Origin of the sequence: Paraburkholderia largidicola (assembly GCF_013426895.1) — a bacterium.
Taxonomy (GTDB): Bacteria; Pseudomonadota; Gammaproteobacteria; order Burkholderiales; family Burkholderiaceae; genus Paraburkholderia; species Paraburkholderia largidicola.
Window position 1 is genome coordinate 374,834 of sequence record NZ_AP023176.1, and the last position, 22,040, is coordinate 396,873.

Consider the following 22,040-nt stretch of genomic DNA (forward strand, 5'->3'; position numbering starts at 1 on the left):
TGGCTTCGCTGCAAGTCGATAGACGACTTTATCGTCCCGTTCACAACGAATGTAGACTATTCCGGAAATTGCCGGTATCCATTCAAAACGGCAAGCAGCCTTGCCAAATCCGGAAGAGTCGAATTATGGACCGCTTTGAAGCCATGAGCGTCTACGTGCGGGTCGTGGACGCGGGAAGTCTGTCGGCCGCCGCGCGCGCGATTCCGATGTCGTTGACGTCAGTCAGCAGGCACATCTCGGCGCTCGAGGCGCAGTTCGGCGCGCAATTGCTTCGGCGCACCACGCGCAATCTCGCGATGACGGACGAAGGGCGCATTCTCTACGACCGCGCGAAAGCGATTCTCGGCGAAGTCGACGAGCTGGGCAGCGCGTTGTCGGCGGGACGCGGGAAGTTGTCTGGACGGCTGCGGATCGCGGCGCCGAACCTGCTTGGCCGGCTCGTGGTCGCGCCGCTACTGCCGCGTTTTCTCGCGATGCATCCCGAGGTCGCCGTCGATCTGATGCTCGTCGACCGCGCCGTCAATCTGGTGGAAGAGGGGCTGCATGTCGCCGTGCGCGTCGGCCGGCTGCCGGATTCGAGCCTCGTTGCGCGCAAGCTCGATGACATCCAGATGGTGGTGTGCGCGGCGCCCTCGTATCTCGCGCAACGCGGCACGCCCCGCAAGCTCGACGATTTGCGCAAGCACGATTGCCTCGTTTTCTCGGATGCGCCGGGACCGGTCGAGTGGCGCTTCCAGTCGGGCGCGACGCGCACGCGCATCGGCGTGACGGGCCGTCTGTGGATGAACAGTCTCGATGCGCTGGTGTCGGCGGCGATCGAGGGCGCGGGCATCGTGCGCGCGCCCGCGTGGCAGGTGGCGGCGCATATCGGGCGAGGCCGCCTGCAGCCCGTGCTCGACAAGTTTGCGCCGCCTGCCACGCCCGTGCACGTGGTGTTCGAGCGCGCGAAGCTGTCGTCGCCGAAGATCAGGACGTTCGTCGACTATCTCGTCGATCAATGGGGCCGAGCGTGAATTGAGCCGGCGCGTGCCGGCCGCGTTCAGACGGTCATGGCGAGTTCCGCACGCGCGGAGCGCAGCGTCTCGTGCGCGTGCGCAAGTTGCGCGACGAGCGCCGCGGATGCTGCCGTGATGGGCATGCGTACCTCATCGGAGATACGTCCTTCGATCGACAGCATGGCCTTGATCGCCGATGGATTCGGCGCGGAGAACAGCAGCTTGAGAACGGGCTTGAGTCGATCGAAGATCCGGCGTGCTGTCTCTGCGTCGCCCGCTTGCATGAGCGACTGAATTTCGATCAGCAGATCCGCGCAGACATGCGCGCTCGCGAGAATGCCGCCGTGCCCGCCCGACGCGAGGCAATCGACGAAGGCCTCGTCGGTGCCGCACAGCACATTGATGGGTAGCTTGCCGAGCGCGTCGAACGTCTGCGCCACGCAAGCCTTGATCGCGACGATGTTCTCGTGTTCCGCGAGCCGCGCAACGGTAGCGGGTTCGATCGATACGCCTGTCCGATGCGGCACGTCATAGAGCACGATGGGACGCTCGGTTTCGCGGGCGATCTGTTCGAAATGCCACGCGATGCCCGCCTGATCGGGGCAGACATAGGCGGGCGGCGAGACGAGAAAGCCTGCCACGTCCCATCGCTCGAAGCGCCTGATCTCGCGCACGAACTCGCGCGTGTCGAAACCGCCGATGCCGACGAGCACGGGCAAGCGGCCATCGACGACATCGCTGATCGCCTGCAACACCGTCACGCGTTCGATGTCGGAGAGCAGCGCGGCCTCGCCCGTGGTGCCGAGCGCGACGATGCCGGCGATACCGGTGCGCGCGTAATGATCGGTCAGCGTTTGCAGCGCTTCGATATCGACTTCACCGGAACGAAATGGCGTGACGAGCGGAATCCAGATTCCCGAGTACATGTTCGCTCCTTCACCTGACGATGCGCGTGATAGTGCCGATGGTCGCTTCGGACATCGTCGCGATCAGCGTGTGAAGCGTGAAATCGAGATCTTCGGGGGCGATGTTGAAATGCACGCACACCGTGTTGCGCAGCATATGCGTGTGCGAAATGTAGACGCCGAGCGGCGAGTGGAAGAGCGTCGCGAGGTGATTGCGAAACGCGTCCGGCGAGATGCCGGTGAGAAAGATTTCGAGTTGAACGCGCTGTGCGCGCAGAGGCACGACGTTGGAGCGGAGTTGCGTCGAAGGAATATCCGGGACGAAGTCTTGCGGCGCGCGAAGTTGTGCGGAGCCCATGTTGTTGATTGCCACGACGGGCAGTTGTCGAGATGAACCTAGCGTACTGCGATTCGCGTAAACGTCGTGTAAAAAGCGTGCGCGTTTGCGCAAACGGGAGAGATCGACATAGCGCGTTTATTGCGCGGGCCGTTGTCTTTACACTGAATTTAGAAGGGGCTCGTTACGATCTTCGGGATTGGCGTCGCAGCGCCGCTGCGTGACGTCATGTCCTGGAGTTAACCATGTTCGAAATCGGAAAAGAATATTCTCGTGAAGACATTCATCAGGTAACGGGTGGCAGCAAGCACGCGTTTTTGCCCGTCAAGGGCGGTAAGGTTGTTGCCGCGCGATTGCGGCCCGATCTTAATCCGCATGCGCCTGAGGTGATTCTATGCGACGGTAGCGCTTCTTCGCGCGCGGCGGGGCGCACTCTGGCGCGGCAGGTTGAGCCTGTTCCTGTTTTTGTGCGGACGGCGGCGGATCGGTTTCGATATGTGGGGGAGTATGTCGTTGCGGAGTCGATGACGGCGGCGGCTGATTATGCCGAGTATGTTAAGGGGAGTAGTTTTACGCTTGCGCAGGTTTCGAGGGTTATCAGAATGAAGAGACGATGAAGGTTTTTTTGCCGTCCGGCGGGTAGGGTTTTTTGTGCTTTGCGCTGGCATCCGCGTTTTGTTATTGGTTCGCAAGCGTTGCCCCTGTGCGGGGCGGCACCTACTTTTCTTTGCCGCCGCAAAGAAAAGTAGGCAAAAGAAAGCGGCTCACACCGCCAGTTCTAGTATTTGCCTGAGGGCCCCCAAAGGGTCTTACACTTCACACGGCAACCACGTGACCCACGTTCGTTGCCAGCGCACTTGCGATGCGCCTCACCCGCTTCACCCTCCCGTGTTACAGCATGCCGTGCCACTCAGTCCACCGCCGCCCAGGTGGCAAACTGTGTGTCGGCTCGAGTGCTCCACACGCCTTACTTCGGACCGGTAGCGAATGCGCTCCACCTGTAAGAGCGCCAACTTTTACGGCGCGACCACCTACACACAGTTTGCCACCTGGGCGGCACATGCCATTCGCTGCCGCTGGCCGTCGTATGGGTGCGTGAAGTAGGTGATGCGAGTATTCGAAGCGCTGGCAACGGACAACGAACAACGCGTTACCGCGTGACATATGGGGACGTTGAGGGCCCGTGGATAGGAACACGTGCTGGCGGTGTGAGCCGCTTTCTTTTGTCTACTTTTCTTTGCGGCGGCAAAGAAAAGTAGGTGCCGCCCCGCACAGGGGCAACGCTAGCAAACCAGAAGCAAAACGCGGATGCCAGCGCATAGACAGAACAAACCCAACCCAACCCCAACCCCAACCCCAACAAAAACCCCTACCGATTAACCATCTCCTTCGAATAAGAAAGCGCCAACACACCCCCAACAATCATACAGACGGCAAAACCATAAAGCCCAGCGCTTTGCGAATGAAAAGTATCCCTCAACCAGCCAATAAAATAGGTACTACCAAACCCGCCAAGATTGGCAATAGAACACGCAAACGCGATCCCCCCCGCCGCCGCCGACCCTTTCAAAAAAGTCGAAGGCAACGACCACACCACAGGCATCGCGGCCGCCGCGCCCGCATTCACGAGCGAGAACAGAAGCACAGTCGTCAGCGTGCCATGCGACCCACCCGCAGCAACGGCCAGCGCGACAGCGGCCACCGCAAAAGGCACCACGATATGCCAGCGCCGCTCCCGCATCCGATCCGAACTCGCACCACACCACAACGTGCCGATCACAGCCACAGCATTAGGCACAGCCATCAACCAGCCAATCGTGTACGCGTCCTTGACGCCCGTATCCCGCAAGATCGACGGCAACCAGAAACTCACCGCATAAAGCCCGAGCAACACACACAGATCGATCAGCCCAAGCGCCCACACCTTCGGATCGACGAATGCCGCGCCAAGCGCGTGGCTCTTGTTACCGGCCGGATCGGCATCGAGATTCGCCCGCAACACGCGCTTCTCATTCGCGTCGAGCCAGTTCGCCGATTCGATGTTGTTCGGCAGCCAGCGCAGGATCGCAACGCCGAGCACCACGGAAGGCAGCGCCTCGATCAGGAACAGCCATTGCCAGCCGCCAAGTCCATGCGCACCGTCGAAGAAGCGCATGATCCAGCCGGAAATCGGACTGCCGATCATGCTCGACAGCGGCAGGCCGACCATGAACAGCGCCACGATACGCGCCCGCCGCGCGTCGGGATACCACTGCGTCAGATAAAGCAGCACGCCCGGAAGAAAGCCCGCTTCCGCGACACCGAGCAGAAAGCGCACGGTGTAGAACTGCACCGGCGTCTTCACGAACATCGTCGCGCCCGACAGGATGCCCCACGTAATCATGATGCGCGCGATCCACAGCTTCGCACCCACGCGTTGCAGGATCAGGTTGCTCGGCACTTCGAACAGGATGTAGCCCGCAAAGAACAGGCCCGCCCCAAGACCGTAAATCGTGTCGCTGAACTTCAGCGCATCGAGCATCTGCAGTTTCGCAAGCCCGATGTTGATGCGGTCGAGATAGGCCGCGAAATAGCACAGACAGAAGATGGTGATCAGGCGGAACGTGACCTTGCGGTATAGCTCGCCGTGTTGCGTGGCGGCGGGAGAAAGAGCGGCGCTGCCGGATTGCACGGTGGACATGAGGACTCCCTGTTGGGATGGGTCGAATTGAAGTTTGCCGCCCGATGCGTGCACACATCGAACGCTCACAAGCATCTGTATAGCATGTCAAAATATAAGCGTATACGCTCGAAATTACCCTGGTGTCCGGAAGCTTTCCGGATTTTCAACGGGGCATCGAAAAAGCACGGACTGTTCATGCATGACAAGGCGTTTGGAAAAACAAAAGGCGTATGAGGAATGCCGCTGGATGGTGCTTCTTTCGCACATGATTTGTGCGTATGCGCTCGAATATAAAGTGTCATCACTGGAATCGGAAAACGCCTCGATCACGCGCGGACGCTGCCCTGACAACGCGCGCCACCGTCAGCAGAGCCATGCCGTCAGGCGCACAAAGGAAATGAAGACCTGACAGATGATCTTTTCGATCGCGGGGCCGCATCGAACGCCTTTCGTCTGACGGCGAATGATCTGGCGCAAACACAAACCGGACTCGCATATCGCATGCCAAGGTTGAGGGTGTACACTGCATCGTTTCCAGCTATCGGGCCCGTCGCAGGCCGTACGTTCATGCCGTCTCACAAGGACTCTTACGACTTTCACGATCAGGTGGGCCATCTGCTGCGTCGTGCCTATCAGCGTCATGTGTCGATCTTCCAGGAAGCCATTCCTGATTCCGATCTCACTGCCGCGCAATTCGTCACGCTTTGCGCGGTGAAGGAAAAGCAGGGCTGTTCGCTCAACGACATCGTCAAGGCGACCGCAATCGATCAGGCCACCATTCGCGGCGTAGTCGAGCGCCTGAAAGCGCGCGCGCTGATCGAAGTCCTGCCCGACCCGAACGATGGCCGCAAGCTGCTGGTGCGCGCAACAGCACCCGGCCTCGCGCTGATCGAGCGCACGGTGCCGTTCGCGAAGCAGGTGACCGAGCGCACCTATGGCACGCTCAACGCGGGCGAACGCGTGGCGTTGCTGTTCCTGCTGCGCAAGATGATGGAGTCGGACGGCGAGTGAATGCCGTGGCGCGTGCGTCAGATCTGCGGCGCGCGCTGTGTGTCGAGCAATACGCCCGCTTCGCGCAGCCCTGCGCGGATCGTGTCGGGCGTAAAGGGCGGCGCGCAGAAACGCACGCCCGTCGCGTCGTAAATCGCGTTCGCGAGCGCAGCCGGTCCCGGCACGGAAGCCGATTCCCCCGCGCCCAGCGGCGGCTCGCCCTGGCGCGGCATCAGCACGACATCGACTGCAGGTAATTCCGGAAAAGTCAGAATCGGATAACTGCCCCATTCGCGGCTGGCGACCTTGCCCTGCGCGAAACGCACGCGCTCTTTCAGCGAGCGGCTCAGTACCTGCACCACGTTGCCATGAATCTGATGGCGCACGCCGTCGGGGTTGATCATCGTGCCCGTGTCCTGGCCGATGGTGATGCGCTCGACGCGGATTTCGCCCGTCACGCGGTCGACGACAAGTTCGGCCACCCACGCGGCCCACGCGGCTCCGAAGCCCGGAAAACGGCTGTGCACATAGCGGGCATATGCGATGCCTCTCCCGCGCACGAAGCGTTCGCCGCCTTGCACAGGCGTATTGCGCGGCGTGCGTGCTTTCCAGCCCGCGCGTTTCGCGACCGCTTCGAGCAGTTCGGCGGCGCGCGGATCGTCGAGATGGCGCAAGCGGAATTCGAGCTGATCGATACCTGTCAGCGCGGCAAGTTCGTCGGCGAAGGAGTCGTGCGCGAACGAGTTCGGCAGTGCCGACACGCCGCGTAGCCAGGCCGATCGCACGATGGGCGCAAGATCCTCGCAGACGAAGCGGCGATTCGCGCTCACATACGGCGAAACGGCCGTCCGGTCGCCCATTTCGAAGATGCGCGGCTCGCTGGCGACGACGCGTGTCAGCAGCGACGCGAGCATCGGCGCATCGTTCGACGGATAACGCGTGACGAAATCGTAGCCCGTCATGCGGCCATCGTGCGTCACGCTGCCCGTGACGTTCACCACTTGCCCCGTACCCTTCGGTTCCCACGCATGTTCGTCGGCGCGCGACAGCTGCACCCGCACCGGCCGACCGACCGCGCGCGAGAGCAGCAGCGCGTCGCCGCATACGTCGTCGGCGCAATTGCGGCCGTAGCAGCCCGCAGCTTCCATCCGCACGATATCGATGTCGGCTTCGTCGCGGCCCATGAGCGTCGCGAGGTCGTAGCGCAGCGAGACGGGATTCTGCGTGCCGGACCAGACGGTGATGCGGCCCGAACCCGGCTTGCGATAATCGGCGAGCGCGCACGACGGCCCGATCGAGCCATGCATCTGATAGGGCCACACATAGGTGCGCGAAACGGTCAGCGTATCGGGCGCGCGTCGCGCGGCTTCGACGTCGCCTTCTTCGAGCAGCGGGCGGCGCGTGGCGGGCGCAGCGGCAATTGCGGCAGCGGGATCGTCGAGCGAGGGCAGGTCGGGCAGAGGCTTCCATGTCACGCGCAGTTCGCGTGCGGCGCGTATCGCCTGTTCCTCGCGCTCGCAAACCACGCCGATGAAGTCGCCCAGCACGACGACGGCACGCAAGCCCGGCACGTGCGCAACCGATTCGCGGTCCACGCTGTCGAGCAGTCCGCCGACGAACGCGCCGCTATCGAGACCCGCATACGGCGGCCGCACGACGCGCCCATGCAGCATGCCCGGCACGCGCATATCGTGCACGAACGTGAGCATGCCCGTCGCCTTGGCGGGGATGTCCACACGCGGCGCAGACTTGCCGATCACGCGATACGCCGACGGATCTTTCACGCGTGCCTTCAGGTCGAGTTCGAGCGCAATGCGCTTGCCCGCGACGAGTTCGGCGAAGCTCACCCGATGCGCGTCGGGCGTGGCGGCGAGAAAGACTTCGGCGTTGTCGGCGGCGAGCGCGTCGACCTGCACACCGAAGTGCTCCGCCGCGAGTTGCAGCAATGCGTGACGTGCCTGCGCGGCGGCACAACGCAGCGGCGTCGCCGAAATCTGGATCGACGCGCTCGCGATGGTCGGCCCCTGGTTCGGCGTGACGGCCGTGTGTCCGAGCTGCATCGCGACGCGCGCGGCGGGCACGTCCAGTTCTTCAGCGACGATCTGCGCAAGCGACGTGCGGATACCCGTGCCGAGATCGACGTGTCCGTTGAAGGCGAGAACGCGGCCGTCGTCGAGTATCGCGACGAACACTTCCGCCGCCTCGGGCACGAACGACGACAGGCTGCCTGGTTGACCTGGCGCGGGCTTGACGGGCTGTGCGGGTTGGCGCGCGACGGTAAGGCAGCCTTCGCGGGCAAGCAATTCGGAGCGGTTCACGGCAGAGAGTTCCAGTGAGGACGGTGCGTTCCGTCCCGATCGCGTTCACGCTGAGCAAACAAACTAAGCGGCCAAATTCGCTACGTCAAATTGCGCGCGGGCTCAGCGGCGCGCCGCTTCGATTTCGGCGATGGCTTGCGCGAGCGGCATCACGGCCGCGTACTTCTGCTGCATGTCGAACAGGTTCGCGTTGTGCGGCTCGATCGCGCGGTCGCCGACGCAATCGGACAGCACCAGCGGCCGGAACCCATACGACATCGCATCGACCACGCTGGCGCGCACGCAGCCGCTCGTGACGGCGCCCGCCACCAGCAGCGTCTGCACCGCGCGCTGCGTGAGCCACGGCGCGAGTTGCGTGCCGAAGAACGCAGACGGTACGGTCTTGCGCACCACGAGTTCGCCTTGCACGGGCGTCAGTTCGGGCACGATCGCGCTGTTGGGATGATCCTCAGTGAGCGTGGCCATGCCGGGCACTTTCAGCGAGAACACGTTGTCGTCGCTGCCGTCGTCCGCGTAGACGATGCGGCTGTGCGCGACGGGCCAGCCATGGCGGCGCGCGAGCGCGAGCGCCGCCTGCGTGCGCGCGATGGCGGGCTGGATGTTGCCGCCGCCAAACGTATTGGGGTCCGCAAAGCCGACCACGAAGTCGATGATCAGAAGACCGATGTTGCCATGCACGGGCAACGGCGTACCGAAGCCCTGCTGCCGGTAGACATTGGCTTCGGCGTGTTGCGAGAGATCAGTCATGGTGGGTGTCCGGTGTCGAGGTTGCGTTCAGGCTTTCATGCGATCACGCGGCCGTCGCGCACGACGACTTCATCGTCGAGCTTCACGGTGCAGCCGCGCAGCGGAATGTCGATATGACACGTCGTGGTGCGGCTGCCGCCGCCTTCGTTGTTCGGTCCGAGCGAAAACAGGAAGTTGCCTTCGAACGCGCGCGCGTCCATGCCGATGGTCGCCTCGCGGTCGTAGAGGCCGAGCGTCGACCAGCGCGCGCGCGGCTGCAGGCCCCAGCCGATGTGCGAGATCGCGTAGCCTTCCGGGTCGTCGAAGGTTTCCATGTAGTCGCGCAGCAAGGCCGCATCGACGCCGCCTTCGATCTTCGTCGCGTAGCCGCCTTCCACCGTCAGCACGATGGGCTCGTTCACGTAGCGCTTTTGCGGCAGCAGGATATCGCCGCGATCGATCACGATCGTGCCGTGCGCGGTGCGATCGTTCGGGAAGGTGAGCGCGAAACCGCTCGGCCAGTGGTCCCAGCGGCCCGGTTCGTCGACGAAGCCGTATTCGGCGATCGGGCCGAACTCGCCCATCGGACACACCAGCGCCGTGCCCGCCGGCGACGACACGCGCATCTCGCGCGCCGCGCCGATCTTCTTCGTCGCGGCGAGTACGCGCTCGCGGTCCGCGACGGTCGGCACGAGGCGAACCAGCACTTCAGGCGGCTCGACTGCGAGCAGGATTTTCGTGCCCGACTTCAGGATGTCGTGCTGCTCGGGCGAGAACAGCAGCGTCATCAGGTCCAGCACCAGATCGCTTTCCTTGAGCGCCGCGATGGCCGCGCGGTTGCCCGTCAGCGGCGTCGTGCCGAGATACGCGAGCGAGTCGCGGCTGAAGGCTTTGTCGCCATTCACGGGCGGCAGATCGAGCCGGTTGACGATCGCACCCATCGACTGCGTGGCGATCAGCGCGCACGCGAGCGTCTGTGGATGCGTGGCCGCGCTCGTCAGGATCGTGACCGTCTGGCCGGCTTCGAGACGCGAGAGCGTGAGCACTTCTTTCCACGCTTCGATCAGTTGGTAGTCGCTGATGGACATCGTGTGTTCTCCAATGGATGCGTCAGAGCGCGGCTGCCGTGAGGGACTGTTGCTCGAGCGGCGCGCCGAGGAACGTGCCGAACGCAGCGTAGAAACCGGCTGCGTTGTCCCACGGGATCATGTGGCCGGCGTCGGGCACGCGCACGTGCTGCATCGCAGGCGTTGCCTGCTGCAGTTCCGCGACATCTTCGTCGCGTACCACGTCGCCGCGTTCGGCCGTGATGAGCAGCGACGGCACGTTGAGTTGCGCGGCGTCGGCGTGGAAGTCGTCGGTGTGAAAACCTTCATACGATGCGAGCACGGCGCGCTCGTCGCACGTATGCAGCCATTCGGCGCGCAGGCGCAGTTCTTCGTCGGTCCACGTCGGGCAGAATGCGCGCATGCCTTCGGCGTCCGTGCCTTTGCGCGCGAGCGCCATCGAATCGACGTACCAGGGCAGCTTGCCCGGATAGTCGCGGCGTCCCGGGCCTGATACGGGCGGATCGACGAGCACCACGGAATCGAGTCCGCGCGGCGAACGCAGTGCAGCGCGCGCGGCGATGCGCGCGCCCATCGAATGTCCGACCAGCGCGAAACGCTCGAGGCCGAGTGCGGCAGCCAGCGCGACGACATCGTCGGCTTGCGCATCGAGACTGTAGTCGAGCGCTGGCGATGCTTCTGACAAACCGCGCCCGCGCACGTCGATCACATATGTGTCGAAACTCGCGCCGAACACTTCACCAACGAAACCCCACGTCACGGCAGGACTCGTAATGCCGGGAATCACGATGACAGCAGCGCGCGCGCCGCGCTCGCCGCTCGTGCCGCCGTAGCGCAGATAGTGCTGACGGATGCCGTTGGCCGCGATGTTCGCGCCGTAAAGAAAAGTGCTGGACATATGACGCTCCGATGATTGGCGTTGACGGGGACTCAATAAGCGCCCGAAAGCAGCGCTCCCGCGCCCGGGACGATCGGTTCGAGATCCAGTTCGCGCAGCATCGCGTAAGTCGTCGCGATTGCGGCCGTGATCACCGGCTTGCCCGTCATGGCCTCGACCTTCGCGACGGCGGGCAGCGACGGCATCTGCACGCAGGCGGACAGCACGATGGCGTCGGCGTCCGCGTAGTTCAGCGTCTTGACGATCTCGGGCAGGCGCGCGGGATCGTGACGGCCGACTTCGAGGTTGTCGGGAATTTCGAGCGCGCGATAGTCGAGCACTTCGTAACCTTCATTGCGGATGTAATCGACCACCAGTTCCGTGAGCGGCTTCATGTACGGCGCGACCACGACGATGCGCTTCGCGCCGATCACCTTGAGCGCATCGACCAGCGCACCCGCGCTGGTCAGCACGGGCGCGGCCGCGCCGTTCTCCGCGGTGTGCTTCGTCAGGCGCGCCTGCGACACGCGGTGATAGCCGCGTCCCATCGCCATGATCGCGACGAGGCACGCATAACCGAGCACGTCGACGCGCGCATCGGAAAGCTCGATCGCACAGCGGTCCGATTCGGCGTCCATCGCGGCAAGCTCTTCCTTCACGACCTTCTTCATGCGCATGCGGCTCGAATGGAACGTGAAGCGCTCCGGGCGGATCGCTTCGCGCAGGCGCAGCATCGCCGGAATTTCCGTTTCCATCGTGGTGTTCGAGCTCGGCACGATCTGGCCGATCCGATAAGTCTTGCTCATGACGCTCACTCCATTGCAGTTGGGCGGCGACGCGGCCCGCCGTTGCGGACGTCGTCGGAGATTTGAGCAAAGTCTAGCGTGTACATTTTAAATACACAACGGGGAGAAATAAATTCGTCCGACCGTCTGCGTCATATATAGGCGAAATGGTGCGGAGCGACGTAGGGGGTTAACCGGAAAACATTGTGCTTGCCGATTTATTTTCTAATGTGTACGCTACATTCCAATCCGATCACATTCGACTCAACCCGGCCCGCCGGCGCACAGCACAGCCATTCGCATCGCGGCGCGGGCGCACCACCTGGAGAACCCATGAGCAAACCCCGTATCGCCATCATCGGCGCCGGCCTCGGCGGCGTGGCTGCCGCCGCCCTGTTGCAGCGCGCCGGCCACGACGTGCGTCTCTACGAGCAGGCGCCCGCGTTCTCGCGCCTTGGCGCGGGCATTCACCTCGGCCCGAACGTGATGAAGATCATGCGGCGCATCGGTTGCGAAGACGCGCTCAATGTCATGGGTTCGCATCCCGATTACTGGTACAGCCGCGACTGGAAAACGGCCGAGGCGATTGCGCAGATTCCGCTGGGCGATTACGCGTTGAAGACCTACGGCGCGAGCTATCTGACCGTGCATCGCGGCGACTTTCATGCGCTGATGACGCAAGCCGTCACGCCGGGCACGATCACGTTCGGCAAGTTCCTGCAATCGGTCGAAGACACGGGCAGTGACGTGCGCCTCACGTTCGCGGACGGCAGCGTCGAGGTGGCGGACCTCGTGATCGGCGCAGACGGCGTGAACTCGAAGATCCGCGAGCATCTGCTCGGCGCGGAGCCGCCGCGTTATACGGGCTATGTCGCGCATCGCGCGGTGTTTCCCGCGTCGTTGCTCGGCAACCGTGCGTACGACATGTGCGTGAAGTGGTGGTCGGAAGACCGTCACATGATGGTCTACTACGTGACCGAGATGCGCGACGAGTACTACTACGTGACGGGCGTGCCGCAAGCCGAATGGCCTGCGGGCGTGTCGATGATGGACAGCAGCCGCGACGAAATGCGCGAGGCGTTCGAAGGTTTCCATCCGGATGTGCAGAACCTGATCGACGTGTCGCCGTCCATCACCAAGTGGCCGCTGCTCGAACGCGATCCGCTGCCGCTGTGGAGCCGTGGCCGTCTCGTGCTGCTCGGCGATGCCTGCCACCCGATGAAGCCGCACATGGCGCAAGGCGCGGCAATGGCGATCGAAGACGCGGCGATGCTGTCACGCTGTCTCGACGAAACGGGCGCGACCGACTACGCAGGCGCGTTCGCGCTGTATGAGGCCAATCGCGCGGCGCGGGCGTCGAAGGTGCAGCTGGTGTCGCACAACAACACGTGGTTGCGCACCAACGAAGACCCGGCATGGGTGTTCGCGTACGACGTCTTCAACGTGCCGCTCGTGTCGCCGCAAGTGGCGGGCGCGAAAGAAGCCGCGACCGCGTAACGCTGCAGGCGGGCGGAATTTCGGCGGGTTATAAGGTGCTGTGCGGCGTGTCGTCTGCGCGTTAGCGTGCAGCGCGCGCCGCACAGGGCTGCGGACGGCTGCAAGGCGAGCTGCAACAGCGACGTCGCGCAGCCCTGGCACATCCTTAACGAGTCAGTCCATGTTGCAATCCGCTTCCCACGCGCGGCCGCTCACACTGAAGGTGAACGGCGAGACACGCACCATCGAAGGCGCGACGCCCGATACGCCGCTCCTCTACATCCTGCGCAACGACTGCGAGCTGAACGGTCCGAAGTACGGCTGCGGTCTTGGCCAGTGCGGCGCGTGTACCGTGCTCGTCGATGGTCAGCCCGCGCGTTCGTGTGTCGTGCCCGTCGCGGCGGCGCACGCGCGCGAAGTGACGACACTCGAAGGACTCGGCACGCCCGACGCGCTGCACCCTGTGCAACGCGCGTTCATCGACGAACAGGCGGCGCAATGCGGATACTGTCTGAACGGCATGATCATGAGCGCGACCGCGCTGCTTGCACGCAACCCGTCGCCTGACGACGACGCGATTCGCGACGCGCTGCGCTTCAATCTGTGCCGTTGTGGCACGCACCTCGAGATCGTGCGGGCCGTGAAGCGCGCGGCGCTGTATCTGCAGCAGCAACATGGGGACTGAGGCCGCGATGAGCGAGGACGATCCGCAGGCGTTGCGGCTGAAGGAAGATCGTGTGCTGTTGCCGGAAAGCACGGACGATGCCGCTGCACGACGACGCGCGCAATACGCATGGCCCGCCGACGGCATCGATGCGGATGCGCAGCTCGCTGTCGAAGCGAGCGTCGCGGCGGACGGCACGATGGCGAAGTGGCACTACCGCGCGCGCGTCGGCGATGCGGCGAGCGATACACGCGCGCTCGGCGCGCAGGCATCGCTGCCGCCATTGCTGTATCGCCATGCACACGCGAGCGTCGCCGTCGACGATCCGTCGCGGGCGATTCCCGCACAAGCCCATGCGTTCGCGCGCGAATCGTTCATCGACGAAGTGGCGCACGATGCGCGACGCGATCCTGTCGCGCTGCGGCTCGATCATCTCGATGCCACGCGCGACGCCGGCGCGCGCGAAATCATCCGGATGGTGAGCGAGCGCGCGGCGTGGGGCGCCGTGCCGCATGCCGCTCACGAGCCTGCTTCGCCGTGGCTGCGCGGACGCGGCTTCGCGTTCGACGGCCAGGCCCGCGACGAAACGCGGCACGTCGATACGCTCCCCGACTATTCGCCGAAGGAGGGGCAGGCGCACGCCGGGCCGCAGCCGATGAGCTGGTCGGCGTGGGTGGTCGATCTCGACGTCAATCGCGCCACGGGCGATATTGCCGTGCGCCGGGTCGTCGCGGGCCAGGGCGCGGGGACGCCGGATGCCGCAGCGCTGCAAGGGCTGCCCGCGTGGCAGATCGAAGAAGCGATTGCGCGCGCGACAGGCGTGCGCCGGATCGCGCGCGCGTCGCACGACGAAACGGGCTTCGCGGCGGGCGCGGACACGCCTGTCTCGCACGATCTGATCGACGCGCATGGCGAGCGGGAGTCGAACGTCAGCACGCGTGATGCAACGGACGACCGGCGCATCGAGCAGGCGGCTGCGCCCGTTGCCGCGGCGATCGCGAATGCGCTCTACGACGCGACGGGCGTACGCTTTCGTGCGCCCCCATTCGACCCGGAACAGATTCGCCGCGCGTTCGCCGAAGCGGGGCCCGCTGTCGCGCTCGATGCGCCCGCAGCAGCGCGCCGGCCGTCGCGCTGGCGCAGATGGCTGGCGGGCGGCGGGATCGGCGGCGTGGCGGGTGGCCTGATCGGGCTCGCGTGCTCGATTCTGCCCGGGCCATCGGCAATTGCGCCCTTGCCTGCGGGCGCGGGTCCCGATGCATCGATGTGGAGTGCGGCGATGCTCGAACGCGGCCGCCAGATTGCGGTTGCAGGCGACTGCGCCGTGTGCCACACGACGCCCGGCGGGCACGTCAACGCGGGCGGCCTTGCGCTGGAAACGCCGTTCGGCACGGTCTGGTCGACCAACATCACGCCCGATCGCGAGACGGGCATCGGCACGTGGTCCTATGAAGCGTTCGGGCGCGCGATGCGCCACGGCATTGCCCGCGACGGCCGTCATCTGTATCCGGCGTTCCCGTACACGGCGTTCGCGCGCATGAGCGAGTCGGACATGATGGCGCTTTACGCGTACCTGATGTCACAGCCGCCCATGAAGCAGGCCGCGCCTGAAACGAAGCTGCCGTTCCCGATGAACCAGCGGCGACTCGTCGCGGGCTGGAACTGGTTGTTTCATGACGCGCGTGAGTTCCAGCCTGATCCGCAGCAGTCGGCGCTGTGGAATCGCGGCAAGTACCTGGTGGATGGCGCCGGGCACTGCGGCGCGTGCCACACGCCGCGCAATGCGCTGGGCGCGGAGAAGGGCGGCTTTGCGTATCTGGGCGGCGGCAGCGCCGAAGGCTGGGACGCGCCGGCGCTCGTTGCTGGGCGAGCCGCGCCCGTGCCGTGGACGGAAGACGCGCTGTTCTCCTACTTGCGCACAGGATTCTCCGCCGAGCACGGCGTCGCGGCGGGACCGATGGCGCCCGTCGTCGCAGGGCTTGCGAGCCTGCCCGAAGCGGACGCGCGCGCGATATCACATTACATCGCGTCGCTTTCTCCGCCCGTCGATACCGCCGTCGCCGCGCACGCCGCCGCACAGCGCGCCGCTGGGGCGAATGCAGATGCACTGACCGCGGCCGGCTTCCAGAACGGACGGCGCATGTTCGAGGCGGCTTGCGCGGTATGTCATGCCGAATCGGGCGGCGTGGGCCATCTGGGTGTGCGTCCGTTGATGGGCCTGAATACCAGCGTGAGTCAGGCGAGTCCGGAAAACCTGTTGCGCGTGATGATGCACGGCATCGACCAGCCCGCCACGGAAGCGCTTGGCTACATGCCGGGCTTCAAGGACAGCTTCGACGATCAGCAGCTCGCCGAACTGGCAGGCTACATTCGAGCGCGCTATGCGCCAGGCCAGTCTGCGTGGCACGACCTTGCAGCGACGGCTGCTCGCGTGCGCGAGGCGGTGCATTGAGGTCGAGGCTGGCGTCGTCGGGCAGCGGTCTGGCACGGCGTATGCGTGGACAACGTCGATCCGCTGTTCGGCGTAGTCCTGACACAGACGAATTTGCCGACATGTAGTCATTATGCCCCGCCCGGTAGATCGCGGCGCACGCTCAATACCGGGTCGGTCAGCCAGCCGGCAAGCCAGCTTTTCCAATCCGTCCACCGGCGCGCGTCGAGTTCGAATTCCCCCGCCAATACGCCCGTCCCGTTCGCGCTGACAGCCGCGTAGACCAGCCGCTCCCCGTTCCAGTAGGCGATCGCCGTGTCGGCCAGCTCCGCGATGGTATCGGGCCCTGCGTCGCGACGTAGCGCCGTCAGCTGCTGTTCGAAGTCTTCCCGTTCCATGTCGAATCTCTCCTTGTGAGCCGTTGCGGCACATCGATTGCGGATTACTTGCAACCCAGGTGCCGAGGAGCGAGTCATGGCAACGCAATCTGTCGAGCAACGGCCCCCCGATGTCGAGATGGAAGACACCGTCGACGACCCCGTTCCAGCCAGCGGCGGGCAATCACAAGGCAACGAATCATCCGATGCAGGCGCATCTTCCGGGCAATGAACGCCTCATCGACATCGCGAACCGAAAACATACGCTGGCTGCCGCCATCGGCGGCGCCGGCCCCAGATCCGCATGACCGATACTACGAGCCGAACCGTGGCAAATGTACTGCTGGTCGACGACGACGCGGAGAACCTCTGGTCGCTGCAACTGGCGCTTGAAAGCGACGGTCACCACGTGAGCGTTGCTGGAGACGCCAACTGCGCGCTGGATATCCTGCGTCGGGAATCCATCCAGCTCATGATCACGGACTATGAAATGCCCGGCATCGACGGCGTTGAACTATGCCGTCTGGTGCATGAGCAGCCCGCTCATTCCGGCTTGCCTATCGTGCTGTTGTCGGCGGCGGCCGAACCGCAAAGCCAGTCACAGTCCTGGACGCGCTTTTTCCGCAAACCGGCCCGCATCCAGGATCTGACGGCCACGCTCGATGCCCACGTCGCCGTGCACCAGCGCGCCGTGAGGCCGCAGTATCCGAGAGCCTCTGTGCGCGCGGTCCTGAGATGCCAGGTTCTGCCTGAATCGCGCTGGATTCCCGTCGATGCCGACTGCTGGCCATGAGCCGCGCTCCCGTTTTGCGGGAGCGTAAAATCGGTCGTCGGAACCCGTCACCGGATAGTCCCAGATGAGCGACACCCACAAGACACACCATACGGCGCGCGAGACCGCGGAGCAATTCCGCATCCTCGTTCAGGGCGTCACCGACTACGCGATCTACATGCTATCGCCGTCGGGCATCGTGACGAGCTGGAACGTGGGTGCCGAGCGGATCAAAGGGTATAGCCATGCCGAGATCCTTGGCCGGCACTTTTCGTGTTTCTATACCGAGGAAGACAGAGCGGAAGGTGCGCCAGCGATGATCCTCGCGACGGCGGCGCGGGAGGGCCGCGCCGAACGCGAAGGATGGCGCGTGCGCAAAGACGGCAGCCGCTTCTGGGCGCATGTGGTGGTCGATGCGATTCGCGACGACCGGGGCGAGCTGGTAGGTTTCGCCAAGGTCACACGCGACATTACCGAGCGCAAGCAGTCGGCGGCTGCGCTGGAAAAAGCCAACATCGCGCTGTTTCAGGCGCAGAAGATGGAGGCGATTGGCCGGCTCACAGGTGGCGTCGCGCACGACTTCAACAACCTGCTCGCGGTGCTGTCCAATGGCCTGCAGGTGCTGGCCTCGCAGTCGCGCACGCACCTCGACATGAAGATGATCGACGGCATGCGCCGGGCCATCGATCGCGGTGCGTCGCTCACGCAGCAACTGCTGTCCTTCGCGCGACAGCAGCCGCTGCGGCCGGAAGTTCACGATCTGAACATGCTGATCCGCGATTTCGAGCCGATGCTGGTGAAGGTCCGCGCCGACAACAGGACGAAATGCAAGCTCCGACTGGCGGGCGATACGGCTTTCGCACTCGTCGACGCCGCGCGCTTCGAGGCGGCCCTGCTCAATCTCGTTGTCAATGCTGTAGACGCGATGCCCGATGGCGGGACCGTGACAGTCGCGACGGCGACCGTCGAATCGGACCGAGCGGTCACGGTAGCGATGGCGGCGGGCCGCTATGTACGGATTTCCGTAACCGATACGGGAACGGGCATGCCGCCGAAAGTGTTGGAGCAGGCTTTCGAGCCATTCTTTACGACGAAGCCGGCTGGAAAGGGCACGGGACTCGGGCTGAGCCAGGTCTACGGGTTCATCACCCAGTCGGGCGGCGACGTCGTGATATCGAGCGTCGAAGGCGAAGGCACGACCATCGATCTCTATCTGCCTATGGTGCAACCCACGGCGTCGGCGAGCACCTTTGTCCCTTCGAAAGTCGAAACGGTTTTACTGGTCGAAGACGAACCCGACGTGCTGGGGCTTGCGACGGAACTGTTCCGCAGCATCGGCTATGAAGTCGTGGTGGCGAGCAGCGCGTCCGAGGCAGTGGCGATTCTGAAGGACCGCGACGATATCGACGTCGTCTTCACCGATATCACGATGCCGCACGGCATGAGCGGAATGGACCTGGCACATCATGTCCGCGCCGGGTATCCGGCCGTCAAGGTGGTGCTGACATCGGGCTATCCGCTCGCTACCTTGCGCGACGAGTACGGTGCCTTCAACGAGTTTCCGTTTGTCTACAAGCCGTACCGGCTGGCCGATCTTGCAAAAGCGCTAAGAGCATGACGCGGGCAGACTTGCTTTCCAGCGTGCGGGCGGCTCGCCAACCTGCTTCCTGAAGACCGTCGTGAAATGAGGCTGCGATTCGAAACCGCAACTGATCGCGATGTCGAGCACACTGAAATGCGAGTCGCGCAACAGTTGCTTCGCGCGATCGATTCGCCGTCGAAGCAGATATTCATGCGGGCCCATGCCTGTCGCGCGACGAAATTGCGCGGCGAAGTGCATGCGTGTGAGGCCCGCGCTCGAAGCCATCTCCGGTAACCCGATCTTCTCGCCGAGGTGCGCGTCGACGAACTCGCTCACACGCTCCAAACGCCATTGCGGCAGCGGATGAGCACCCTGCGTCAGTCGACGGACAGAGCGCGCGTAGTGATGCGCGACGATGCGCGAAACGATAGCGAGACTGATCTTTTCGACAAACATCTTTCCGCCGATCACGTCCCCAGCCGGCGCGCCGATCAGCGCCTGGCTGAGCCGTTCGACGACGGGGTCGCGTATCAGCGCCGGGTCGTCGAGTGAAATGGCGTGTGAAGGATTGTGTTGATACAGATCCCGATAGCAGGCTTCGAGCACCGGTTGCGGGACGAACAGATGCAGCAGATCGGCCGACGTTGCAAACAGCGTTTCAGTCGGTACACCGGGCGGCGTCACTTGTGCGACGCCTGCCGTGAGACGACCGTCGATCACGCTGGAACCCGCGTGTTTGAATGCAAACTCGGCGCACTTCAGGTTGATCGCAACGCAATGGAACGTGTCGCTGCCATCGCTCGTTACTTTGAGCGGCGTATGCCCTGCATGCGTCCATCGCGTCACGATGACCTTGTGCGGATTTGCCGACGCGGCTTCGCGCACGGTGCGTGCGCAGCGCCAATCGGTTTCCGCAGGGATCAGCGATGCAGCGGCATGTGCCGCCATGCGGGCGAGGCTGTCGGCGTCGGTTCGAGATGCGGCGACCATGTGCAGTGCTTTCCTTAAACGAGTTCGGCCAGCGTGGACCGATCGAACGCGACGATTGCATCTTCGCTGCCGCTTCGGATTTTGGACACCCAGTTCGGGTCTGCCGCTAACGCACGGCCGACTGCAACGAGGTCGAACTCTCCGTCATCGAGCCGGCGCAGAAGCGCATCCAGTGAGGCTGCCTTGTGCGCGGCATACTGCTGGTCGCTATCGCGCGCCCGCAGTGTGTGCAGGAAGTCTGGGCCGTCGAGTCCCACGGAGCCAACGGTAATCGTCGGCAAGCCTGTGATCTTCTTCGTCCATCCTGCGAGATTGAGAGACGAGTCGGGAAATTCCGGCTCCCAGAAGCGGCGCGTCGATGCGTGAAAGAGGCTCACGCCGGAATCGACGAGCGGCGTCAGAAAAGCTTCGAGTTCGCGTGGCGTGTGCGCCAGCTTGCTGCGGTAGTCCTGAACTTTCCATTGAGAGAAGCGCAGCGAGATAGCGAACTCACGTCCGACTTTCCGGCGGATCGCTTTGACGATTTCCGTTGCAAAGCGGGTGCGAGTACCGATGCTGCCAGCGTAAGCGTCAGCGCGGGTGTTCGTGCTCTCCCAGAAGAACTGATCGACGAGATAGCCATGCGCGCCGTGTATCTCGACTGCGTCGAAGCCGATCTCGCGCGCATTCTGCGCAGCGACGGCGAATGCGTCGATGGTGTCCGCTATTTCTTTGTCTGTCATTGCCCGGGCGTTGCCGGGAACGGCAGTGGGGCCTTCAGTCGGCGCATCGGGTTCGGGGCCCGTGCCCGGCTCGCGCTGCATGCCCATATGCCAGAGCTGCACGGCGATTTTTCCGCCTGCCGCGTGCACGCCGTCGACGACACGTTTCCAGCCCGCGATACTTTCAGGCGTATGGATGTTCGGAATGGCGTCGTCGCTCGAAGCGGCCGGTCGGCCGATGGTCGTCCCTCGAAGCGGCCGGTCGGCCGATGGTCGTCCCTTCCGTGATAATCAGGCCGACGCCTCCTTCAGCGCGACGACGATAATACGCAGCCACGTCGTCGCCGGGTACGCCGCCGGGACTTTTGCGCCGTGTCATGGGCGCCATGACGATGCGGTTCGCCAACGCGAGGCCGCAGCCGTGGAAAGGCGTGAAGAGGTCGATTCTTTCGGTCATTTCAAATCCCGGATCAAGCAGGCTTGTGCGCACAGATCTCGCCGCATGCGGATGCGGCGACCGTGCTGCGGACAATGCGTGGAACGGCTCGCGCCTAGCGGATGTTGTAGCGCGAAGCGGGCTTGCCTGATTGCGTGGCCTCGAAGAGCTTTTCGCGAGCCGCGTCGTATTCTTCCCAAAGCCGGATGTCTTCTACCGATGGCAGCGTGACGGCTTCGCCCTTCGCAAGACCGGCCAATGCAGCATCGACGAGGTTATCGACGCTCATCACACGCTCTTTGCCCAGATTTTCCACGGGCACGCCGGCGATGTCCCAGATCTCCGTGTCGGTTGCGCTCGGCATGACCAGTTGCACCTTTACGTCAGTCCCCGCGACTTCCTGTTGCAGGCCGCGCGTGAAACTCGTCACGAAACCTTTGGTGCCGCTGTACACGCTGCTGATCGGCAAGGTGTGCAGCGAGAGCACGGAGCCGATATTGATGAGCACCCCGTTGTTCCGTTGCTTGAAGAGCGGAAGAACGGCGTAGCAAAGGCGCACGAGCGCATTCACGTTGATATCGATCATCGCTTCGTGTTTGCCGAGGTCCGTATCCGTGAAGCCCGCGAGCGTTGCGACACCTGCGTTGTTGACGAGCATCGTGATGCTCGGGTCGGCTGAAATCGCCGCTACCACGGCGGCTACGCCGGCGTCTTTCGACAGATCTTCGACGAGCGCCGTGGCGCGAATGCCGTGCTGCGCCGACAGGCGCTTCGCCACTTCATTCAGGCGGTCGGCGCGTCTTGCCACCAGAATCAGGTCGTAGCCTTGTGCGGCGAGACGATCTGCGTAGACCATGCCGATGCCAGCCGATGCGCCCGTGACGACGGCAGTACCTTTGATTGCTGCATTGCTATTCATAGAGTTCACTCGATCAAGACGTCTGCCAGA

General features: G+C 63.9%; 23 protein-coding genes. 10 read left to right on the top strand and 13 right to left on the bottom strand.

Features of this window, described 5'->3' with window-relative positions:
* Window positions 1-125: 125 nt before the first annotated feature.
* Complete coding sequence (locus PPGU16_RS30385) at window positions 126-1,013, top strand: LysR family transcriptional regulator (protein ID WP_180726437.1); 888 nt, start codon at window positions 126-128, stop codon at window positions 1,011-1,013.
* Window positions 1,014-1,039: 26 nt separating this feature from the next.
* On the opposite strand, the gene dapA is transcribed toward PPGU16_RS30385, so the two are convergent.
* Window positions 1,040-1,921, bottom strand: a complete 882-nt coding sequence (gene dapA / locus PPGU16_RS30390; RefSeq protein ID WP_180726438.1) for a 4-hydroxy-tetrahydrodipicolinate synthase — start codon at window positions 1,919-1,921, stop codon at window positions 1,040-1,042.
* A 10-nt stretch (window positions 1,922-1,931) separates the two neighbouring features.
* On the bottom strand, window positions 1,932-2,273 hold the full coding sequence (locus PPGU16_RS30395) for a hypothetical protein (protein ID WP_243460730.1): 342 nt from the start codon (window positions 2,271-2,273) through the stop codon (window positions 1,932-1,934).
* Window positions 2,274-2,482: 209 nt separating this feature from the next.
* Between PPGU16_RS30395 and PPGU16_RS30400 the strand changes: the two genes are divergently transcribed.
* Window positions 2,483-2,854, top strand: a complete 372-nt coding sequence (locus PPGU16_RS30400) for a DUF6697 family protein (protein ID WP_180726439.1) — start codon at window positions 2,483-2,485, stop codon at window positions 2,852-2,854.
* A gap of 752 nt (window positions 2,855-3,606) precedes the next feature.
* Here the strand turns inward: PPGU16_RS30400 and PPGU16_RS30405 are convergent.
* Window positions 3,607-4,917, bottom strand: a complete 1,311-nt coding sequence (locus PPGU16_RS30405; RefSeq protein WP_180726440.1) for an MFS transporter — start codon at window positions 4,915-4,917, stop codon at window positions 3,607-3,609.
* A gap of 181 nt (window positions 4,918-5,098) precedes the next feature.
* Here PPGU16_RS30405 and PPGU16_RS30410 point away from each other — a divergent pair, with 181 nt between their 5' ends.
* Complete coding sequence (locus tag PPGU16_RS30410; RefSeq protein WP_180726441.1) at window positions 5,099-5,308, top strand: hypothetical protein; 210 nt, start codon at window positions 5,099-5,101, stop codon at window positions 5,306-5,308.
* A 158-nt stretch (window positions 5,309-5,466) separates the two neighbouring features.
* The gene (locus PPGU16_RS30415) at window positions 5,467-5,910 is read left to right on the top strand and encodes a MarR family winged helix-turn-helix transcriptional regulator (protein WP_180726442.1); all 444 of its coding nucleotides are present in this window, start codon (window positions 5,467-5,469) and stop codon (window positions 5,908-5,910) included.
* A gap of 17 nt (window positions 5,911-5,927) precedes the next feature.
* Here the strand turns inward: PPGU16_RS30415 and PPGU16_RS30420 are convergent, their stop codons facing one another.
* The 5 genes from PPGU16_RS30420 to PPGU16_RS30440 form a co-directional block, all read right to left on the bottom strand.
* Entirely contained in the window at window positions 5,928-8,207 is a 2,280-nt protein-coding gene (locus PPGU16_RS30420) for a xanthine dehydrogenase family protein molybdopterin-binding subunit (RefSeq protein ID WP_180726443.1), read from the bottom strand.
* 102 nt (window positions 8,208-8,309) lie between these two features.
* The gene (locus PPGU16_RS30425; RefSeq protein ID WP_180726444.1) at window positions 8,310-8,954 is read right to left on the bottom strand and encodes an isochorismatase family protein; all 645 of its coding nucleotides are present in this window, start codon (window positions 8,952-8,954) and stop codon (window positions 8,310-8,312) included.
* A gap of 35 nt (window positions 8,955-8,989) precedes the next feature.
* Complete coding sequence (locus tag PPGU16_RS30430) at window positions 8,990-10,021, bottom strand: 2,5-dihydroxypyridine 5,6-dioxygenase NicX family protein (protein WP_180726445.1); 1,032 nt, start codon at window positions 10,019-10,021, stop codon at window positions 8,990-8,992.
* 22 nt (window positions 10,022-10,043) lie between these two features.
* Window positions 10,044-10,898 (bottom strand): alpha/beta fold hydrolase, encoded by an 855-nt coding sequence (locus PPGU16_RS30435; protein WP_180726446.1) that lies wholly within the window; start codon window positions 10,896-10,898, stop codon window positions 10,044-10,046.
* 32 nt (window positions 10,899-10,930) lie between these two features.
* A complete protein-coding gene (locus tag PPGU16_RS30440; protein WP_180726447.1) occupies window positions 10,931-11,683 on the bottom strand; it encodes a maleate cis-trans isomerase family protein in 753 nt (250 codons plus the stop codon).
* 312 nt (window positions 11,684-11,995) lie between these two features.
* On the opposite strand from PPGU16_RS30440, the gene PPGU16_RS30445 reads away from it, so the two are divergent.
* The 3 genes from PPGU16_RS30445 (at window position 11,996) to PPGU16_RS30455 (ending at window position 16,254) form a co-directional block, all read left to right on the top strand.
* A complete protein-coding gene (locus tag PPGU16_RS30445; protein WP_180726448.1) occupies window positions 11,996-13,159 on the top strand; it encodes an FAD-dependent monooxygenase in 1,164 nt (387 codons plus the stop codon).
* 160 nt (window positions 13,160-13,319) lie between these two features.
* Window positions 13,320-13,823 carry a (2Fe-2S)-binding protein gene (locus PPGU16_RS30450; protein ID WP_180726449.1) on the top strand — a complete coding sequence of 168 codons (504 nt, stop codon included), beginning with the start codon at window positions 13,320-13,322 and terminating at the stop codon, window positions 13,821-13,823.
* A gap of 7 nt (window positions 13,824-13,830) precedes the next feature.
* Window positions 13,831-16,254 (top strand): c-type cytochrome, encoded by a 2,424-nt coding sequence (locus tag PPGU16_RS30455; RefSeq protein ID WP_180726450.1) that lies wholly within the window; start codon window positions 13,831-13,833, stop codon window positions 16,252-16,254.
* Between the two features lie 110 nt (window positions 16,255-16,364).
* Here PPGU16_RS30455 and PPGU16_RS30460 read toward each other — a convergent pair whose 3' ends face one another.
* Window positions 16,365-16,631: a hypothetical protein gene (locus PPGU16_RS30460; protein ID WP_180726451.1), complete on the bottom strand. Its 267-nt coding sequence runs from the start codon at window positions 16,629-16,631 to the stop codon at window positions 16,365-16,367.
* A 76-nt stretch (window positions 16,632-16,707) separates the two neighbouring features.
* On the opposite strand from PPGU16_RS30460, the gene PPGU16_RS43120 reads away from it, so the two are divergent.
* The 3 genes from PPGU16_RS43120 (at window position 16,708) to PPGU16_RS30470 (ending at window position 19,000) form a co-directional block, all read left to right on the top strand.
* Window positions 16,708-16,842, top strand: a complete 135-nt coding sequence (locus PPGU16_RS43120) for a hypothetical protein (RefSeq protein ID WP_274599997.1) — start codon at window positions 16,708-16,710, stop codon at window positions 16,840-16,842.
* 96 nt (window positions 16,843-16,938) lie between these two features.
* A complete protein-coding gene (locus PPGU16_RS30465) occupies window positions 16,939-17,403 on the top strand; it encodes a response regulator (RefSeq protein WP_224028462.1) in 465 nt (154 codons plus the stop codon).
* 64 nt (window positions 17,404-17,467) lie between these two features.
* Window positions 17,468-19,000, top strand: a complete 1,533-nt coding sequence (locus PPGU16_RS30470) for a PAS domain-containing sensor histidine kinase (RefSeq protein ID WP_180726453.1) — start codon at window positions 17,468-17,470, stop codon at window positions 18,998-19,000.
* On the opposite strand, the gene PPGU16_RS30475 is transcribed toward PPGU16_RS30470, so the two are convergent.
* The 4 genes from PPGU16_RS30475 to PPGU16_RS30485 form a co-directional block, all read right to left on the bottom strand.
* Window positions 18,989-19,954 carry a helix-turn-helix transcriptional regulator gene (locus PPGU16_RS30475; RefSeq protein WP_180726454.1) on the bottom strand — a complete coding sequence of 322 codons (966 nt, stop codon included), beginning with the start codon at window positions 19,952-19,954 and terminating at the stop codon, window positions 18,989-18,991. The genes PPGU16_RS30470 and PPGU16_RS30475 overlap by 12 nt on opposite strands.
* 14 nt (window positions 19,955-19,968) lie before the next feature.
* Window positions 19,969-20,895: an oxidoreductase gene (locus tag PPGU16_RS30480; RefSeq protein ID WP_434064454.1), complete on the bottom strand. Its 927-nt coding sequence runs from the start codon at window positions 20,893-20,895 to the stop codon at window positions 19,969-19,971.
* Window positions 20,840-21,112, bottom strand: coding sequence for an oxidoreductase (locus tag PPGU16_RS43425; RefSeq protein WP_434064444.1), 273 nt, complete (start codon window positions 21,110-21,112; stop codon window positions 20,840-20,842). Before PPGU16_RS43425 ends, PPGU16_RS30480 begins: the two co-directional genes overlap by 56 nt.
* Window positions 21,113-21,206: 94 nt before the next feature.
* Complete coding sequence (locus tag PPGU16_RS30485; protein WP_180726455.1) at window positions 21,207-22,010, bottom strand: SDR family NAD(P)-dependent oxidoreductase; 804 nt, start codon at window positions 22,008-22,010, stop codon at window positions 21,207-21,209.
* Window positions 22,011-22,040 lie beyond the last annotated feature (30 nt).

Coding starts and splice junctions, on each gene's coding strand:
- PPGU16_RS30405 (WP_180726440.1), bottom strand. CDS start 4,917: ATGTCCACCGTGCAATCCGGCAGCGCCGCTCTTTCTCCCGCCGCCACG.
- PPGU16_RS30460 (WP_180726451.1), bottom strand. CDS start 16,631: ATGGAACGGGAAGACTTCGAACAGCAGCTGACGGCGCTACGTCGCGAC.
- PPGU16_RS43120 (WP_274599997.1), top strand. CDS start 16,708: ATGGCAACGCAATCTGTCGAGCAACGGCCCCCCGATGTCGAGATGGAA.
- PPGU16_RS30440 (WP_180726447.1), bottom strand. CDS start 11,683: ATGAGCAAGACTTATCGGATCGGCCAGATCGTGCCGAGCTCGAACACC.
- PPGU16_RS30485 (WP_180726455.1), bottom strand. CDS start 22,010: ATGAATAGCAATGCAGCAATCAAAGGTACTGCCGTCGTCACGGGCGCA.
- PPGU16_RS30435 (WP_180726446.1), bottom strand. CDS start 10,898: ATGTCCAGCACTTTTCTTTACGGCGCGAACATCGCGGCCAACGGCATC.
- PPGU16_RS30450 (WP_180726449.1), top strand. CDS start 13,320: ATGTTGCAATCCGCTTCCCACGCGCGGCCGCTCACACTGAAGGTGAAC.
- PPGU16_RS30455 (WP_180726450.1), top strand. CDS start 13,831: ATGAGCGAGGACGATCCGCAGGCGTTGCGGCTGAAGGAAGATCGTGTG.
- PPGU16_RS43425 (WP_434064444.1), bottom strand. CDS start 21,112: ATGACCGAAAGAATCGACCTCTTCACGCCTTTCCACGGCTGCGGCCTC.
- PPGU16_RS30470 (WP_180726453.1), top strand. CDS start 17,468: ATGAGCGACACCCACAAGACACACCATACGGCGCGCGAGACCGCGGAG.
- dapA (WP_180726438.1), bottom strand. CDS start 1,921: ATGTACTCGGGAATCTGGATTCCGCTCGTCACGCCATTTCGTTCCGGT.
- PPGU16_RS30430 (WP_180726445.1), bottom strand. CDS start 10,021: ATGTCCATCAGCGACTACCAACTGATCGAAGCGTGGAAAGAAGTGCTC.
- PPGU16_RS30425 (WP_180726444.1), bottom strand. CDS start 8,954: ATGACTGATCTCTCGCAACACGCCGAAGCCAATGTCTACCGGCAGCAG.
- PPGU16_RS30410 (WP_180726441.1), top strand. CDS start 5,099: ATGACAAGGCGTTTGGAAAAACAAAAGGCGTATGAGGAATGCCGCTGG.
- PPGU16_RS30400 (WP_180726439.1), top strand. CDS start 2,483: ATGTTCGAAATCGGAAAAGAATATTCTCGTGAAGACATTCATCAGGTA.
- PPGU16_RS30415 (WP_180726442.1), top strand. CDS start 5,467: ATGCCGTCTCACAAGGACTCTTACGACTTTCACGATCAGGTGGGCCAT.
- PPGU16_RS30475 (WP_180726454.1), bottom strand. CDS start 19,954: ATGGTCGCCGCATCTCGAACCGACGCCGACAGCCTCGCCCGCATGGCG.
- PPGU16_RS30385 (WP_180726437.1), top strand. CDS start 126: ATGGACCGCTTTGAAGCCATGAGCGTCTACGTGCGGGTCGTGGACGCG.
- PPGU16_RS30445 (WP_180726448.1), top strand. CDS start 11,996: ATGAGCAAACCCCGTATCGCCATCATCGGCGCCGGCCTCGGCGGCGTG.